Source organism: Prevotella sp. P3-122, assembly GCF_002251365.1.
GTDB lineage: Bacteria > Bacteroidota > Bacteroidia > Bacteroidales > Bacteroidaceae > Prevotella.
Genome location: NZ_NPJH01000079.1, coordinates 1 through 15535 on the forward strand (window position 1 = coordinate 1; position 15535 = coordinate 15535).

Here is a 15535-nt window from a genome sequence, read left to right on the forward strand (position 1 = left end):
TTTGCCGCCGGCTTCCTTCAGATTCCACCTCGCGATGGACACCCTTGCCCTTGGCTATGTGATTCCCGCTATTAGGGCTCACTCGGGACTCGCACCCGTTAGCTAATGCTCATGCTGAGCGTACCAAAAAAGAGACCCCATGCCCGCCACAAAGGCCGCATGGGGTCTCCCCAATTATTCGTCTCTCTCAAAATTTTCTGTTTTCTTACTTCAGTCCACGGTTTGCAAGTGTGGTGTTGATGAGCGTAGTGTACTTCGCCATCTGCTTCTTGTCAAGGACATACGACATATAGGTGAGGTTCTTCTCTACAGCCTCGTTCACCTTCTCTGCCTTCTTGTCGGCAGAAGCCTTGGAAGCGTCGAGCATGTCTGTGCGGAACATCTTGTGCACATATTTCACGGCATCCATCTGGTCGAGGGTCAGTCCAAGTGTGGTACCCAGACGGCGGATGTTCACATGCATGTCGTAAGCGTCTGTCTCGTGGAACGACTTAGCGTCACTGTTTCCGGCAAATGCCATTGTAATCGTCATAAATGCGACAAGAGTCATAACAATCTTTCTCATAATTCAATTCTCCTATATTTAAATTAAACATTAGGGCTTCTGTTATCCTGTGCCCCGTTATCCTTAGCGGCGCTCGCTTGCGCCTATTCTCTTGTTTTCGGGTGCAAAATTATGCCTTTTGGACATACCCCACAAGCATAAGAAGGGAAAAATTCCTCATTCTGCCACCTTTTTTGACCTACATCAAACAACCTGCGATATATCAAGCCTGATATCATACTGCTACCCCTGTACGGCAAGCAACAGCCTAAAGACAGGAGTAAGGAAGATAACAAAAAACCATGCAAAAGGGACACTTTCTCGTGTTTTTATTGTACCTTTGCAGAAAAATGGGGCAAAAGATAGGAGGAGATAAGAGGAAATAGGAGGAGAGCCCCCTCGACCCCAGAGAAACATTAAGTATAATATATAAAATGGAGCAATCAACCAACAAGTTCATAAGAGCAGAATACAAGCTCTATGACGTGACAGACAGCAAGGCGGAACTCCTTGAGGAGACCAAGCCAAACAGACCGTTTGAGTTTATCAGCGGCATGGGAATAGCCATCGATGAGTTCGAAAGACAGCTTTCGGACATAGAAGAAGGCGAGAGCTTCGACTTCGTGCTCGAACCGGAGCAGGCCTATGGCGAGCATGTGGCAGCAAGGGTATTCGATGTCGACAAGGCTACTTTCTTCAGAAACGGAAAGTTCGACAGCGAATTTATCTACGAGGGAGCCATCGTACCATTGCAGAATGGCGAGGAGAGCTTCTACGGGCAAATAGTCGCCATTGGCGACAAAACCGTCAGAGTAGACCTCAACCACCCATATGCCGGCAGAAGACTCAACTTCAAGGGCAGGATAGTCAGCACCCATGAGGCCACGGCTGAGGAAATGGCGGCGTTCGTAAGCATGCTCAGCGGCGAGGGATGCTGCGGAGGAGGATGCGACAGCTGCTCTGGGGGACACTGCGGAGGACAACACGAAGGACACTGCGGAGGACACGAGAGCGGCCATTGCGGACACCACGACAGCGGCAAGGAGCAACACTGCAAGCACCACGGATGCGGACATCACGGTGAATAACAACAATTGCCACGACTATGCGCAACACTTTCGGAAACATATTCACACTCACCACATTCGGCGAAAGCCATGGCGAGGCTGTGGGAGGCGTCGTTGACGGCATGCCCGCCGGCATTGCCATCGACACTGGCTTCATACAGCAAGAGCTGGACCGCAGACGACCGGGACAGAGCCGCATAACGACAAGCAGGCAAGAGGCCGACAGGGTGGAACTGCTGAGCGGAGTGTTCGAGGGACGCTCTACGGGGTGCCCCATAGGCTTCATCGTAAGGAACACCAACCAGCACAGCCAGGACTACGAGAACATGAGATGCCTCTTCCGACCCTCGCACGCCGACTATACATACCAGCAGAAGTACGGCATCAGGGACCACAGGGGAGGAGGACGCTCGTCTGCAAGAATCACCATTGCCAGATGCGTGGGAGGAGCACTCGCCAAGCTGGCTCTCAGGGAGCTGGGCATCACCATACAGGCCTACACCTCGCAGGTGGGCACCATAGCACTGCAGGGCGACTATACATGCTACGACCTGGCTAATGCGGAGACTAACATCGTGAGATGTCCCGACACAATGGTGGCAAAGGAGATGGAAGACCTCATAGCAAGCGTCAAGGCCAAGGGCGACACCATAGGAGGCATCATCACCTGCGTCATCAAGGGATGCCCTCCGGGACTGGGAGAGCCGGAATTCGGTAAGCTGCACGCACAGCTCGGAGCGGCAATGCTGGGCATCAACGCCGTGAAGGGATTTGAGTATGGTGAGGGCTTCGGATGCGTGGCAACCAAGGGAAGCCAGCAGAACGATGTCTTCCGGAACGAGGAAGGCAGGATAACAACAGCGTCAAACCACAGCGGAGGCATACAGGGAGGCATCAGCAACGGACAGGACATATACTTCCGGGTGGCGTTCAAGCCCGTAGCGACAATACTGCAGGAGCAGGAGACGGTAGACCTGGAAGGCAACCACACAACGCTGAAAGCACGGGGCAGGCACGACCCATGCGTGCTGCCAAGAGCCGTCCCAATAGTCGAGGCCATGGCAGCAATGGTAATTCTCGACAACTGGTTAGCAAGCAAGACTGTCAAGCTCTGACAGTCTTGCTTGCTTTATACAACATCATCACACAACGCCAACAATCTCGCTCACCGATGAGCATCCGTGGGCGTCGAGCCATGCGGAGATGCCATTCTTGACCTTCACCGACACGGCAGGGTCAAGGAAGTTGGCCGTACCAATCTCTATGGCCGTGGCACCGGCCATGAGGAACTCTATGGCATCCTCAGCCGTGCAGATGCCGCCAAGACCAACAACGGGTATGCCGACGCCACGCGACACCTGATGGACCATGCGCACGGCTACTGGCTTCACGGCAGGACCACTCAGGCCGCCCGTACCGATGCTCAGACGCGGACAACGGCGCTCTATGTCGATGGACATGCCCATAAGGGTATTGATCAGCGACAGGGCATCAGCACCCTCGGCCTCGCAGGCCTTGGCGATGTCCACGATATTGGTGACATTGGGCGACAACTTCACGATGAGCGTCTTATGGTATCTCTCCCTGACAGCCCTCACAACACTGGCCGCACCACTGCACGTCACGCCAAAAGCCATACCGCCATCCCTAACGTTGGGACAGGAGATGTTAAGCTCTATGGCAGGAATAGCCTCCAGGGCATCAATCTTCTCCGCACACAGGGCGTAGGTCTCGGGAGAGTCACCGCTGACGTTCACTATCATCCTCGTATCAATATCCTTGATCTGAGGATAGATATGCTCACAGAAGTAATCCACGCCCTTGTTCTGCAATCCTACACAGTTGAGCATTCCACCCGTGGTCTCGGCCATACGCGGATAATCGTTGCCCTCACGGGGCTTTAAGGTAGTACCCTTGACGATGATACCGCCAATCTCGTCCAACGGGACAAGGTCGGCAAACTCAAGACCATAGCCGAAAGTACCCGAAGCGGTCATCACGGGATTCTTCAATTCCAATGACCCAATCTTTACATTTAGAGCTGCCATTTCAATTTCCTAATATTTAACACTGGACCTTCCTTGCACACACACACATTACCCTCGACGGTGTTCTCCACACAACACAGACAGGCACCAAGCCCGCACGCCATAAGGTTCTCAAGAGACACCTCGCACTCTATGCCGTGGCTCTTGGCATAACGGGCCACAGACACCATCATGGGCTTGGGACCGCAAGTGGAGATAAAGTCGAAATGCTCCGACTGCAAGGCCGAATGATTGGTGACAAAGCCCTGCTCGCCCAAGCTGCCGTCCTCTGTAGTGACCAGCACCCTGCCTACCGCCCTGAACATCTCCAGCTCAAGGAGCTCTGAGCCTGTACGGGCACCAAGGAGAAACGTCGGCTCACCGCCCATCTCCCTAATCTTCCTGCCGAAATACAACAGCGGAGCAACACCTACGCCACCACCAACAAGAAGCACCTTGTCGGAAGGCGAGGAAGGCATGGTGAAACCATTGCCCAAAGGAAGCAGGCAGTTAAGGGTATCGCCGGCGCACAGACGCCCCAAACGGCGCGTGCCGTCACCGATAGTAGCAACGAGGAGCCACAACTCTCCGGCTTCCTCGTCGACATTGTTGATGGAGATGGGACGCCGAAGGAATGTCGAGGGACTATCGTCTACGCGAACCTCAACAAACTGCCCAGGCAGCATCTCCGGCAAACCGTCGGGGGAGGAAAGCCTCAGCAGGACATGCTTCTCGCTCAACCTCTCCACGGAATTCACCTTAAGGTCTATGCAATATTTCTTCATTTCCATATATTATTTAATAATGTGGAACCATCAGAATTCCACCATGAATGTTATCAGTTGCAAAGATAACACAAAATAACTATAACTCTACTTTCGACGGTAGATAAAAGAAGTTAAAAGGAAGAATGGATAAAGAGAGGACAAGAGGGGAATGAGGTTATGAGATTGTGAACATAAGCCTCATTCCCTTGTTACGCCATCTCACTTCTTGGGCACGAAAGTCTCCCAAGTCTGGTCGTCGTAGAATATCCTTATCTCTGCTATCTTACGTTCGGGCTTGTCAATTATTTTGATAGCAGTTTGCCGTTGATTATTTAGTGTTGGACTGACACCCCGCGAGTTTGCAGCAGCCTGAGCGCCTCCAGATAGGGCAGAGGACATGCCGTCGAAGTCTATAGACAGCGGAGCGTTGGCTTCGGCTGTTGCCGGCTTGGGGCTGTCAGCCTGCTGAGAGTCTGTAGCGTACATCTGCCCATGGCCGAAGAGAAGCCAGTCGGAAGATATGCTTGGTATCTTAGTCTTGATAGACTCTACAATGTTAAGGGTAGGGTTTGTCCTACCAGTGAAGATGCTGCTCAGGGTTCCTGGTGACACACCGATGAAGGAAGCGAACACTTGTTGGGTCATGTGCTGGCTCTCCATTACTTTCTTAATTCTATCTTTCATGACTGTCAATTAATGCTGATTAGAGTCAAAAAGGAGCAAAAAAGCCCGATAATATTTCGATTTACAAAGGTAAAGCAAATATTTGGAATTCGCAACCTTTAAGGGAAGAATTTTGTAATTTGAATTTTTGATATTACATTTTAGATATTTAAATCTCTAAAACCAAAAAGCCAAAACATAGTGTATTACAATACAAAACTAAATTTAGACATCTAACGGCCGTAACACCAATAATACATGGTTTTAAGACAAACCACTGGCCTGTAACATGTTATTTTCCCTGTATGATAGAGTAAAAATCCGAATATGCATAAAACAGGTCTCATTTAGCTGTTATAGAATGGTATTTGATTTACGACGATGATATAAACCGCTTGTTTTCAGCCGTTTATCCTTTAATGGAGAGAAATGAATAAATTTTCGTTCGGATTTTAAAAATCAGATATTTAAATGTTTAAAATCAAATATTCATATCTGTGCGGATGCTTCGTATTGATAATTATGTTTAATATTTTAAATTCTAAATATACATTTGTTTAGTTTTGTATACCAAACATTCAAATCTTAAAACATTAATAAATGTGAACACTAAATTTCGCACGGCCAAAAAGAGTCATTTTTCTCATTACTGCAATATTTCCGACCAACCTGTCGGAAGCCTCGAAATATTCAATTCTCAGAGCTTTTTCAGCAGGCTCATTCTTCTTGTTTCCAACAAGTTAGGCACAAAAAAAGCGTCCTTGCGGGACGCTCAATCTGGAAAAAAACAGTGGCATTTTGCGACGTTTTTCAGTGCAAAATATAAAAAATCAGCTCTTTCATCAGGTCACCAGACGACGTATTTGTGTTGTCTATGCCCTTACTTTTGGCATCAATTTCCCTAATTTTGGAAATTATCTGCAACGTTTTCATTCCGGAGTAATTTCTCATGCCGGTCATATAGTCCTTGACTCCCCATACCGATTTCAGATCGAGATGCTGCGCAACCGATTTCTCATCGTTCTTGTTCGGCGCATAATAGGCCAGCATCAGGTTCTGGAAGAAATTAAATAGCAACGGGAGAAACGAGAAGAGAGAGCCTGCCTTAGGATTGCTGTCAAAGTATTTGATAATCTGATTTGCCTTTATGACATTCCTGTTCACAATGGCATCGCGCAACTCGAACGAGTTGAAATCCTTGCTCACGCCAATGTTTCTCTCTACCAGCTCCGGCGTTACCCTACGGTCGTTGTCGGGCAGCGTGATGAGTAGCTTGTCAAGCTCGGATGCCAGACGGCTTAGGTCCGCGCCCACATGCTCGGCCACCATCATCGCACTCTTGCTGTCGATGGTAGCCCCGCGCACCTTGAGGTAGCTCTCCACAAATCCCGGTATCTGATAGTCTCTGAGCTTCTTGCTCTCGAAGACCACTCCCAAGGCCTCGGCCTTGGCGATGATTTTCTTTCTTGCGTCAATGGTTCCGTTCTTATAGCACAATACGACGACTGTTGTGGGAGACGGATTGGAGAGATACTTCTCCAGAGTCTCCAGTCCCTTGAGGTTCTGTGCCTCCTTCACCATAACGAGTCTTCGCCGGGCCATCATCGGGTAGCCCCTGGCCATGTCCACAATCTGCGCCACATTGACATCGGCCCCGAACACCACATCCTGATTGAAGTCGCGCTCGTCGGGAGACAGAGCGTGCTCTGCTATGCAGTCGGCAATCTTGTCGATGTAATAAGACTCCGCACCCATTAATATATAAATAGGTGAGAATATGCCCGACTTTATGTCGCGCATAATATCATCAAAGCTCTTGTTTTTTTTCTTTTCTGCCATTTTTTTCGTACATTTGCAGGTGGGGAGGAATTTACAAGCCCCACTATGATTGCAAAATTACGAAAATGATTTCATTAAACCTACCAAGTTACCAGATAAAAATATCCGGCAACGCCGAAAAGCCCACCATCTGGGATATTCTGCGCCGCCGTTTCGTCGCTCTTACCCCAGAGGAATGGGTAAGGCAACATTTCGTACACTATCTCATAGAGCATCTCGGCTACCCTACCGCCCTCATGGCAAACGAGACAAGACTGTCCATCGGAGGCAAACAGCTCCGTGCGGACACCGTGGTCTACGACCACTCTCTCCATCCGCGCGTCATCATTGAGTACAAGGCACCAACCGTGAGGCTCAGCCAGAAAGTGTTCGACCAGATTAGCACATACAACATGCTAATGCACGTAGACTACCTGATGGTAAGCAACGGCCTGCAGCACTATTGCTGCAAAATGGATTATGAGAACCAAAAATATTTATTCATAGAGAATATTCCGTACTACAATAATCTTTGACAAAATTATGCCGTATACCGATAACGTAAAGCTGTGACACCATACTTAGGACATACCCTCAGACCGTTGACCTCAGACCTTTGACCTTAGTCCTTAGACCTCAGACCTTATCCAATTGTCACCTGCTTGTCCTCGTATTTCACGATGTGTAGCTCGCATGCTTTGCCGAAGAGGTAGAGCGCCTCCTTGCGCGAGCAGTCGTATTTTTCCTTTAGTGCGAATACGAAGTCCTGTTTGGGCAATGTTTCAGCTTTGTGTTCCTCGAAAATGGCTTTTATTTTTATTGTAAGGTCATCCTTGTTGAACCTGACATGTTTCTTGTGCAGATAGTTGAATACTGCAAGTATAAGTATTGTCACGGCGACAATAATAACAACGTTAGTCGTTTCCATAATAATATAATTTATAGGTTGTTTTTAAAGTGGGTTATGTAACCAGATTGTTTTCAGTTATCTGCAAATATACGTTTTTTTTCGTTAAGTTGTACACTCAAATGACAATTATTTGCGATTTTCTTGAAATTTTCCTGCCAAAAGGAGGTTATGTGAATATTTTTTGTATCTTTGCAAAAGAAATCACTTACCTAAACAAACGTATAAACACTATGGAAGAAACGAGAAAAGAGCAGCTTCTGCCCGACCCGGAAACAGGGTCTGACGGAGCAGCGGCCTCCACTTTCGACAGGAACCGCCACATCTTCGGTGCCATCTTCGGTCCTGTCTGCGCTCTGTTAGTATGGTTTACGCCAATAGCCGGCTTGTCGCCCGAAGCCCACAAGCTGCTGGCCGTCATGGTACTTGTGGCTATATGGTGGATAACCGAGCCGATACCTATTCCTGTTACGTCTCTCGTCGGTCCGACGCTTTGCGTTGTTTTCGGCATAGTGAAGATGAAGGAGGCCTTTGCCGCCTTCGCCAATCCGATGATATTCCTGTTCATGGGCGGTTTCATCATTGCCAAGGCGATGATGGTGAACGGTCTGGACAAGCGCATCGCCTACGGCATAATGTCCATGAAATGGGTTGGCGACAGCCCCCGCCGCATATTCCTGGCCATTGGCCTTGCCTGCATGCTCTGCTCAGGCTGGATAAGCAACACAGCCACGGCAGCCATGATGTTCCCCATTGCCCTTGGACTCCTTGAGGCCATCCGCGAGATGATGGCAGCCAACGGCAAGACCATCAATCTGCGCACGTACAAGTATGCTACCGGCCTGATGCTCATGACGGCCTACTCCTGCTCCATAGGAGGAGTGCTCACCCCTATCGGCACACCTCCAAACATCATCATGCTGGGCTTCCTGAGCGAGATGTGCGACCTGCACATATCATTCTTCCAGTGGATGGTATGGGGACTTGTCGCCATGGTGTGCTATTTCGTCATCACCTACATCCTGCTCTACAAGATGTTCCCCTCAGACGTTGAGCACATAGAGGGAGCGCAGGAGTTCATAGGCAACAAGGTGAGGTCGCTCGGCAATTGGACCAGGGCACAGAAGAACACCCTGTTCGCATTCATCGTTGCCGTCCTGCTCTGGGTGACCCCAGGTTTCCTGAACATATTCCTCGGCACAGAGAGCGAGGTTCTGAGCACCTACAACAAGCTGTTCCCCGAGGCCATAGCGGCAATGATAGGCGCACTGCTGCTGTTCTTCCTGCCTGTGGACATGAAGCGCCGCAAGATGACCCTGGATTGGAAGGATGCCGTAGCCGGCGTTGAGTGGGGCACGCTTCTGCTTTTCGGCGGCGGTCTTGCCATGGGCGGCATGATGTACAGCACGGGTCTCTCCGGTTGGATTGGCGGCCAGATAATCAGCCTGCTGGGCGGTGAGCCTTCCGAGCTGCTGCTTGTAGCGGTGTTCTGCGTCATGTCCCTGCTTCTCTCAGAGCTGACATCGCATACCGCAGCCACGAACATGATAGGCCCGCTTGCCATTGGCGCAGCCCTCTCGGCAGGCTTCAGCCCCATTCCCGTGGCCGTTGGCGTGGCTCTGTCGGCCTCACTTGGCTTCATGCTCCCCGTATCGACGCCTCCAAACGCCATCGTCTATGCAAGCGGCTACATACCAATAACAAAGATGATAAAGACTGGTGTCATCATCGATGTCATCGGAATAGCCTGCATCACTATTCCAATAGTGCTGTTCCTCGTGAAGATGATAGCGTAGGGGCAGAGAGGGACGACAAGGCATATAAAGCAGTTAAGCTATATATCTGCTTAAGAATATAGAGTACAAAGGTGGGAAACGCAATTTTCCCACCTTTTAGGTGGATGCAGAATAATTGTGGGGTTGACGTTTCGCAGAATTAACGGAACCCACATTATATATATAAAAAAGGAAAGTTATGAGAAAACTGTTTATCACACTTGGATGCGCCCTTCTGACATCGCTCAGCTCGGTGGCGCAAGGTTACTACACTCAGTATTACGCCGACAAGGAGCTCCGCTCCAAGGCCGAGGCATGGGTAAGGAGCGGTGAGTGGCGCAATGGATATGACGGCGCAGATCCCCACTCCACGGTCAACGCAGTGGACTTCTACCTGCAATACCAGAAGAACCCGTCGCAATGGAAGGCCCTGTTCCAGTGGCTCGCAAAGACCGACCTGCTGGCTCTACCAAAAGGCAGGCACAACATTGAGGGCAGCAATCTCGTGGCGAGCATCGAGGACGACACCAACGGCGAGCTGTCGACAAAGCGCAGCGAGAGCCACAACCACAAGATTGACTTCCAGTTTGTTGTCAGGGGAGTAGAGAAATTCGGCATCATTGACCACTACACAAGCAAGCCGAGCAGCACGTACCGCCCGGATATCATACACTACGACTACGACGTGACGAAGGCCAAGTTCTACCTCTCAAACCCCAAGGAGTTCTTCCTCTTCTTCCCGCGCGACTGGCATATAGCAAAGATAAACAACGACCTCGGCGACCCGGAGATGAAAGAGAACATCAGAGTAGTGGTGGTGAAGATTGATTATGTTGAATAACCCCTTTACAGCAAATAACAAGACATGGCAATAGGAAAATGGATAGGAGGCTTTCTTGGCTTCATGACAGGAGGGCCGCTGGGCGCCCTTGCGGGATTTGCACTCGGAGCAATCTTCGACCGCGGTATCGACGAGGTAAACCAGCCTTACAACCGCAGCACCTTCGACGGTGACGGCAGCTACGGCCAAGGCACGTCGCAGGAACAGCAATACCGATACCACCAGCAACAGATATACGAGGGACAACGCAACTCGTTCAGGTTCTCGATGCTTGTACTGGCATCATACATCATCAAGGCCGACGGCAAGGTGATGCACTCCGAAATGGAGCTTGTGCGCAGGATGCTGAGAGACAACTTCGGCGAGCAGGCCGTACACGAGGGCGAGCAGATACTGCTGAAGCTCTTCGAGAAGCAGAAGGAAATGGGGGCGGTGCAGTACCGCAGCGTCATCAGCAGCGCCACGACGCAGATAGCCGGCAACTTCGACTACTCTTCCCGTCTGCAGCTGCTCAACTTCCTGGTTATCATAGCACAAGCCGACGGCGTAGTTCACCCTTCCGAGGTGCAGGCCCTACGCGAGGTCACCATCGGCCTACAGCTCTCCATGTCCGACCTTGACAGCATGCTGAACCTCCGCAATGGCGCCACCGACCTTGAAGCCGCCTACAAGGTGCTGGGGGTCTCTCCCGAAGCCACCGACCAGGAGGTGAAGGCCGCCTACCGCCGCCTCGCCCTACAGCACCACCCCGACAAGGTTGCCACGCTTGGAGAGGATGTGCGCAAGGCCGCAGAGAAGAAATTCAAGGAAATCAATGATGCCAAGGAAAAGATTTTCAAGGCCAGGGGCATATAGGCTGAGGATAAGGGACATGTACCGAATAAGGCTATGCCCAATGGCATAAGAGGGCGCAGCGCAACAAGAATAACGCATATAGGTCAAAAAGAAATAAGGCAGCAGGCTTCCAAAACGGGATGCCAGCTGCCTTATTTCTTTCCACAAACTTGCATTTACCAGCCAACACCTACGTGCAAGTAGTCTGTCGGCGGAGTCTTATGTCTGCGAAGATCGGTGTCTGCGGAGAACTCTTTATGCGTCCTCCTCTTTCTTGGTCTTGCGTATGGAGCGTTTGCGCTTTGGTTTCTCCTCAGCAGCCACACTCTGCACTCCTGCCAGCTCTGGGTCGATGAGGATACGTCCGCAATACTCGCAAACGATAATCTTCTTGTGCATCTTGATGTCAAGCTGACGCTGGGGCGGTATCTTGTTGAAGCATCCTCCGCAGGCGTCACGCTGTACGTATACTATGCCAAGTCCGTTGCGCACGCTCTTCCTTATGCGCTTGAAGCTCGACAGCAGGCGCGGCTCTATCTTGGCCTCGTACTCCTTAGCCTTCTCCTTGAGCTTCTCCTCCTCCTCGCGCGTTTCCTGCATAATCTCGTCAAGCTCGCCCTTCTTCTGCTGCAAAGCCACCTTGCGGTCAGCAACCAGTTCCTGAGCCTGCTTCAGGTCGGCATTTCGCTCCTCAATCTTGATGAGCGCATCCTTGATTTTCTTCTTGCACAGCTCTATCTCAAGCGACTGGAACTCTATTTCCTTGGTAAGGGTGTCATACTCGCGGTTGTTCTTCACCTCGTCGAGCTGAGCCTGATACCTGTTCACGCTGGCCTCGGCAGTAAGGATGTCGCCACGCTTCTGCGATACGGCCTGCTGGAACTCGGAGATTTCATTCTCAATCTTCTCCATGCGGGTGTTCAGGCCGACAATCTCGTCTTCCAGGTCCTGCACCTCAAGAGGCAACTCACCCCTAAGAGCTCTTTTCTCGTCGATTGCCGACAATGTTGTCTGAAGATGATAGAGGGTGCTCAGCTTATCTTCCTCTGACAGGTCTATAAGTTCTTTCTTTGCCATAAATGTTGTTGATATTATAGTTTTATTAGTTTCTATTACCAGTTTACTTGTCAGATATAGACTATCGGATTGGTATTTGTCTTGGTGAGCAGACACCTGACATCGGGGCACTGCTTCTGTATGATATCCCTGAACAGCTCGTTGGTGAACTGCTCGCTCTGGTAGTGCCCGATAACAGCAATCTGTATTTCCTGCTCATGTCCGAAGTACTGATGATAGTGCATCTCTCCCGTCACGAAGGCATCGGCGCCAGCCTTAATGGCCTCGTCGAGCATGAAGTCGCCTGCGCCACCGCATACGGCCACCTTCTCAATGTTCCTTCTGAGCAGCTGGTTGGCACACACGCACTCAACGTCAAAACGCCGCTTGAGCATGACCATAAAGTCATCGGCAGACAAGGGCTCGGGAAGGTTGCCCAAGACGGCCTCGCCACCGCTCACGCCTCCAACTTCCTGCGTGCGGCCAATGAAAGACAGGTCCTCAAGAGACATCTTCTCTGCTATCTTGAAATTCACGCCGCCCATGGCACTATCCATATTGGTGTGCATGGCCACTATGGCGACATCGTTCTTTATTGCCTTGGCAACAGTACGCTGGACATAATCCTCGTCAGTAATTCTCCTGAGCTTGCGGAAAATGAGCGGATGGTGCGCCACGACAAGATTGCACCCGGCGGCAACAGCCTCATCGACAATCTTCTCGTTAACGTCAAGACACAACAAAGCCCCTGAAACCTCCGCTTCTGTCAGTCCTATCTGCAAGCCGGCATTATCATAGTCAGCCTGCAGAGGCAGAGGCGCGAATTGCTCAAGGGCGCTAACCACTTCCTTTATTTTCACGTCAAAAAACTTTTTCTGAACTGCAAATATACTAATAATTGCGGCAACATGCCAAGAAGAGCCCAAACAATTAACCTTTTTTACGTTTTTCACCTGTGCAAACTATCTCTTTACGGCATGCTTCCAGCCACTCCTTACTTCCCCACTCTCTTTGGCCCAGAACATTTGCAAAAGCTCTTACCAGAAGGCAGAGGAGCAGAACGGCAGGGCGGCTTGTGCCGCTCAAACATCTACACGAGTGGCCGTGGCGAGATGACTGTCAAGCTCTGTCTCGTCTACGACATGTACCCTCAACGCACGCGACGAGGGAAAACGCTCAAAGAACGGGTCTGCGGAAAGGAAGCACTCCAGTTCTCTTACCGCAGGCGAGAGCCTGACATTGCTGACGAAATAGCGTATGGCAGCCGGTGTCGCAGGAACGACCTTCACACCCGCCTTGCCGTCAGAAAGCCTAATCCTCACTACGCATCGCTGGCGCTGGCCGGCCGCCTGGGTGTTGACGGCCAGATTGCACCTCTTGTTTGAGATGGTGACATGCCTGCCATACCTGGAGTTGATGTCGTGCATGATCTGCCGGAACACCCTGCCGTGCGGCGAGGTGTCGGTGATGCGCTTATGGAATATATAATAATGTATCATCTCGTGGAGGAGCGTGTCATCCAGCTCCTCCTTTGTCATGTCGTAATGGGAGCTTATTTTCAACTGTAGCCCATACACCCTTGTACCACACGGCAATACGCGCCGTTTCCTGTAAGAGAACTGCCCCATGAAGCTCTTGGCGTTTATTACCTTCAAGGCAATGGGCGGCAGCTCTCCTCCAAAACAGAGGGTGTTAAACTCGTCGAACTTGTTTCTCAGGTACTGAACAGAAATCTCCATCGTCCGTGCCTTTGTCTTACTGTTTTGCCTGCACATCACGCATCAGTCCCTGGACGCAGAGCCTGATACTCGTCGAAATCATACCTGCGCGCCACTGTTATGGCGACGACGAGCGACAGCACCGAAGCCGACAGCGCGGCAATGGTGAGCAGCAAGTCGAAGACCACTGCGGCCGGCACGTCCATGCCTCCAAGCACCATCCCCCACATCATTGCGGGCGAGACACCCACCATGACATTGGCCATGCGCCTCACCTGTGGGATGACATTGGCCTCAAGGGCTCTCCTGACGAAGGTGTTGACAGCCTTCTTGTGGCTGGCACCATTGCCTATCAGGTAATCATATATCTGCCTGTGGTTTTCCAGCCCCGCATAATAGGCATACAGGGCACGGGCATTGCACGAGGCCACCGTACCGAGGATTATTCCGAAGATAGGCAAAACCATACTGACGCTGAAGGGAGAATCGCTGCCGGTCACCAGCACCAGGACGTACAGTCCCACGACAAGAGCAGCGGAACACATGCCCGACATTACGGGTATCAGGCAACGGCGAGCCCTCAACCGCGAGCGCCAGCATGTCCACAGCGATGCCACAACGGCCATCAGCACAGACAAACCCAACGTTACCGCCACGCTGTCGGCCATGGCAGTAAGATACATCACGCCACCAGCCACAGCCAGAAGCAAGGACATGCGGACAAGGGCTACGAAGACCGCCCCCATCACCTTCAGCCTGTAGCGGAACAGAACATAGAATGGTATCGCCAGCAACAACAGACCAGCCAGCACCCCTAATATTGTTATCTTCATATCATTATCGTTTTATCACAGTCAACATAGTCACCACTCTCCGTAACGACGACACAACGCCCGCGCTCAGCCTGACGCCTGAGAAACGACGACATAACTGTGTCGGGACGGTCCACAGGCTCGTCAAGAAGAAAGATACTGCCACCGATGGCAGAGCCAAGGGCAGCCAGAACGAGCCTCACCAGTCTTCCGTCCAGCGAACGTACGTCTGTGCGGAGCACATCCTCCGTAATACCAAGCGTGGCCATCTCAGCCGCTACCGCAGCCTTGGCACACCCCCTGCCCTGAGATGCCGCAATGGCGAGCATCTCGTCAACGACAACAGACAGTCTGCTGACGGCAAGACGCACATCCTGAGGCACATACGACACCGTCTTTCTGAAAAACGGAGCAGAACCCACGGTCACCAGCTCACCGTCGATGGTGACAAAGCCCGACACCACAGGAGCTCTGCCCAATATGGCGTTGACAACAGATGTCTTGCCGGAGCCTCTCTCTCCGCGGATAGCCGTCACCTCGCCAAGCCTTGCAACAAATGAAAGCTCATGGGGAACAGCCTCTAACTGAACGTTCTTGAATTCGAGCATAATTATTCTTTTCGGGACATGGCTCTCGTGGTTCTCATTCCCGGCAACACTGACGGCCATGCCATAACAACGGCAAAGGTAAACATAAAAAACCGAAA

At 51.1% G+C, this 15535-nt stretch carries 17 protein-coding genes; 6 read left to right on the forward strand and 11 right to left on the reverse strand.

The window, feature by feature from the left end:
* Positions 1 to 205: 205 nt before the first annotated feature.
* A complete protein-coding gene (locus CIL02_RS11985; RefSeq protein ID WP_094402013.1) occupies positions 206 to 565 on the reverse strand; it encodes a hypothetical protein in 360 nt (119 codons plus the stop codon).
* A 413-nt stretch (positions 566 to 978) separates the two neighbouring features.
* On the opposite strand from CIL02_RS11985, the gene CIL02_RS11990 reads away from it, so the two are divergent.
* Together CIL02_RS11990 and aroC are read left to right on the forward strand one after the other, a co-directional pair.
* Entirely contained in the window at positions 979 to 1632 is a 654-nt protein-coding gene (locus tag CIL02_RS11990; RefSeq protein WP_094402015.1) for a peptidylprolyl isomerase, read from the forward strand.
* Between the two features lie 17 nt (positions 1633 to 1649).
* Positions 1650 to 2726, forward strand: coding sequence for a chorismate synthase (gene aroC, locus CIL02_RS11995; protein ID WP_094402017.1), 1077 nt, complete (start codon positions 1650 to 1652; stop codon positions 2724 to 2726).
* A 27-nt stretch (positions 2727 to 2753) separates the two neighbouring features.
* Here aroC and CIL02_RS12000 read toward each other — a convergent pair whose 3' ends face one another.
* From CIL02_RS12000 to holA, 4 genes are all read right to left on the reverse strand, one after another.
* Positions 2754 to 3659 (reverse strand): dihydroorotate dehydrogenase, encoded by a 906-nt coding sequence (locus tag CIL02_RS12000; protein WP_094402019.1) that lies wholly within the window; start codon positions 3657 to 3659, stop codon positions 2754 to 2756.
* The gene (locus CIL02_RS12005; protein WP_094402303.1) at positions 3647 to 4423 is read right to left on the reverse strand and encodes a dihydroorotate dehydrogenase electron transfer subunit; all 777 of its coding nucleotides are present in this window, start codon (positions 4421 to 4423) and stop codon (positions 3647 to 3649) included. Before CIL02_RS12005 ends, CIL02_RS12000 begins: the two co-directional genes overlap by 13 nt.
* Positions 4424 to 4624: 201 nt before the next feature.
* Positions 4625 to 5089, reverse strand: a complete 465-nt coding sequence (locus CIL02_RS12010; RefSeq protein WP_094402021.1) for a helix-turn-helix domain-containing protein — start codon at positions 5087 to 5089, stop codon at positions 4625 to 4627.
* Between the two features lie 789 nt (positions 5090 to 5878).
* On the reverse strand, positions 5879 to 6907 hold the full coding sequence (holA, locus tag CIL02_RS12015; RefSeq protein WP_094402022.1) for a DNA polymerase III subunit delta: 1029 nt from the start codon (positions 6905 to 6907) through the stop codon (positions 5879 to 5881).
* Positions 6908 to 6972: 65 nt separating this feature from the next.
* Here holA and CIL02_RS12020 point away from each other — a divergent pair, with 65 nt between their 5' ends.
* Positions 6973 to 7422, forward strand: a complete 450-nt coding sequence (locus tag CIL02_RS12020; protein ID WP_094402024.1) for a type I restriction enzyme HsdR N-terminal domain-containing protein — start codon at positions 6973 to 6975, stop codon at positions 7420 to 7422.
* Positions 7423 to 7529: 107 nt separating this feature from the next.
* Here the strand turns inward: CIL02_RS12020 and CIL02_RS12025 are convergent, their stop codons facing one another.
* The gene (locus tag CIL02_RS12025) at positions 7530 to 7814 is read right to left on the reverse strand and encodes a hypothetical protein (RefSeq protein WP_094402025.1); all 285 of its coding nucleotides are present in this window, start codon (positions 7812 to 7814) and stop codon (positions 7530 to 7532) included.
* 212 nt (positions 7815 to 8026) lie between these two features.
* On the opposite strand from CIL02_RS12025, the gene CIL02_RS12030 reads away from it, so the two are divergent.
* The 3 genes from CIL02_RS12030 (at position 8027) to CIL02_RS12040 (ending at position 11264) form a co-directional block, all read left to right on the forward strand.
* Positions 8027 to 9589: a DASS family sodium-coupled anion symporter gene (locus CIL02_RS12030; protein WP_094402027.1), complete on the forward strand. Its 1563-nt coding sequence runs from the start codon at positions 8027 to 8029 to the stop codon at positions 9587 to 9589.
* A gap of 178 nt (positions 9590 to 9767) precedes the next feature.
* Positions 9768 to 10409 (forward strand): YhcH/YjgK/YiaL family protein, encoded by a 642-nt coding sequence (locus CIL02_RS12035; RefSeq protein ID WP_094402028.1) that lies wholly within the window; start codon positions 9768 to 9770, stop codon positions 10407 to 10409.
* A 24-nt stretch (positions 10410 to 10433) separates the two neighbouring features.
* On the forward strand, positions 10434 to 11264 hold the full coding sequence (locus tag CIL02_RS12040) for a DnaJ domain-containing protein (RefSeq protein WP_094402030.1): 831 nt from the start codon (positions 10434 to 10436) through the stop codon (positions 11262 to 11264).
* Between the two features lie 234 nt (positions 11265 to 11498).
* Here the strand turns inward: CIL02_RS12040 and CIL02_RS12045 are convergent, their stop codons facing one another.
* From CIL02_RS12045 to CIL02_RS12065, 5 genes are all read right to left on the reverse strand, one after another.
* Positions 11499 to 12320 (reverse strand): zinc ribbon domain-containing protein, encoded by an 822-nt coding sequence (locus CIL02_RS12045; protein ID WP_094402032.1) that lies wholly within the window; start codon positions 12318 to 12320, stop codon positions 11499 to 11501.
* A gap of 50 nt (positions 12321 to 12370) precedes the next feature.
* On the reverse strand, positions 12371 to 13159 hold the full coding sequence (locus tag CIL02_RS12050; protein ID WP_094402305.1) for a Nif3-like dinuclear metal center hexameric protein: 789 nt from the start codon (positions 13157 to 13159) through the stop codon (positions 12371 to 12373).
* 222 nt (positions 13160 to 13381) lie between these two features.
* Complete coding sequence (locus CIL02_RS12055) at positions 13382 to 14038, reverse strand: SprT-like domain-containing protein (protein ID WP_170935091.1); 657 nt, start codon at positions 14036 to 14038, stop codon at positions 13382 to 13384.
* 35 nt (positions 14039 to 14073) lie between these two features.
* Positions 14074 to 14850 carry an ABC transporter permease gene (locus CIL02_RS12060; protein WP_094402035.1) on the reverse strand — a complete coding sequence of 259 codons (777 nt, stop codon included), beginning with the start codon at positions 14848 to 14850 and terminating at the stop codon, positions 14074 to 14076.
* A complete protein-coding gene (locus CIL02_RS12065; RefSeq protein ID WP_170935092.1) occupies positions 14847 to 15437 on the reverse strand; it encodes an ATP-binding cassette domain-containing protein in 591 nt (196 codons plus the stop codon). Before CIL02_RS12065 ends, CIL02_RS12060 begins: the two co-directional genes overlap by 4 nt.
* Positions 15438 to 15535: the final 98 nt, after the last annotated feature.

What these genes read in the sequence shown, in the direction of transcription:
- CIL02_RS11985 (WP_094402013.1), bottom strand. Translation starts at nt 565, where the DNA reads ATGAGAAAGATTGTTATGACTCTTGTCGCATTTATGACGATTACAATG.
- CIL02_RS12065 (WP_170935092.1), bottom strand. Translation starts at nt 15,437, where the DNA reads ATGCTCGAATTCAAGAACGTTCAGTTAGAGGCTGTTCCCCATGAGCTT.
- holA (WP_094402022.1), bottom strand. Translation starts at nt 6,907, where the DNA reads ATGGCAGAAAAGAAAAAAAACAAGAGCTTTGATGATATTATGCGCGAC.
- CIL02_RS11990 (WP_094402015.1), top strand. Translation starts at nt 979, where the DNA reads ATGGAGCAATCAACCAACAAGTTCATAAGAGCAGAATACAAGCTCTAT.
- CIL02_RS12055 (WP_170935091.1), bottom strand. Translation starts at nt 14,038, where the DNA reads ATGGAGATTTCTGTTCAGTACCTGAGAAACAAGTTCGACGAGTTTAAC.
- CIL02_RS12030 (WP_094402027.1), top strand. Translation starts at nt 8,027, where the DNA reads ATGGAAGAAACGAGAAAAGAGCAGCTTCTGCCCGACCCGGAAACAGGG.
- aroC (WP_094402017.1), top strand. Translation starts at nt 1,650, where the DNA reads ATGCGCAACACTTTCGGAAACATATTCACACTCACCACATTCGGCGAA.
- CIL02_RS12035 (WP_094402028.1), top strand. Translation starts at nt 9,768, where the DNA reads ATGAGAAAACTGTTTATCACACTTGGATGCGCCCTTCTGACATCGCTC.
- CIL02_RS12040 (WP_094402030.1), top strand. Translation starts at nt 10,434, where the DNA reads ATGGCAATAGGAAAATGGATAGGAGGCTTTCTTGGCTTCATGACAGGA.
- CIL02_RS12000 (WP_094402019.1), bottom strand. Translation starts at nt 3,659, where the DNA reads ATGGCAGCTCTAAATGTAAAGATTGGGTCATTGGAATTGAAGAATCCC.
- CIL02_RS12010 (WP_094402021.1), bottom strand. Translation starts at nt 5,089, where the DNA reads ATGAAAGATAGAATTAAGAAAGTAATGGAGAGCCAGCACATGACCCAA.
- CIL02_RS12025 (WP_094402025.1), bottom strand. Translation starts at nt 7,814, where the DNA reads ATGGAAACGACTAACGTTGTTATTATTGTCGCCGTGACAATACTTATA.
- CIL02_RS12045 (WP_094402032.1), bottom strand. Translation starts at nt 12,320, where the DNA reads ATGGCAAAGAAAGAACTTATAGACCTGTCAGAGGAAGATAAGCTGAGC.
- CIL02_RS12005 (WP_094402303.1), bottom strand. Translation starts at nt 4,423, where the DNA reads ATGAAGAAATATTGCATAGACCTTAAGGTGAATTCCGTGGAGAGGTTG.
- CIL02_RS12020 (WP_094402024.1), top strand. Translation starts at nt 6,973, where the DNA reads ATGATTTCATTAAACCTACCAAGTTACCAGATAAAAATATCCGGCAAC.
- CIL02_RS12060 (WP_094402035.1), bottom strand. Translation starts at nt 14,850, where the DNA reads ATGAAGATAACAATATTAGGGGTGCTGGCTGGTCTGTTGTTGCTGGCG.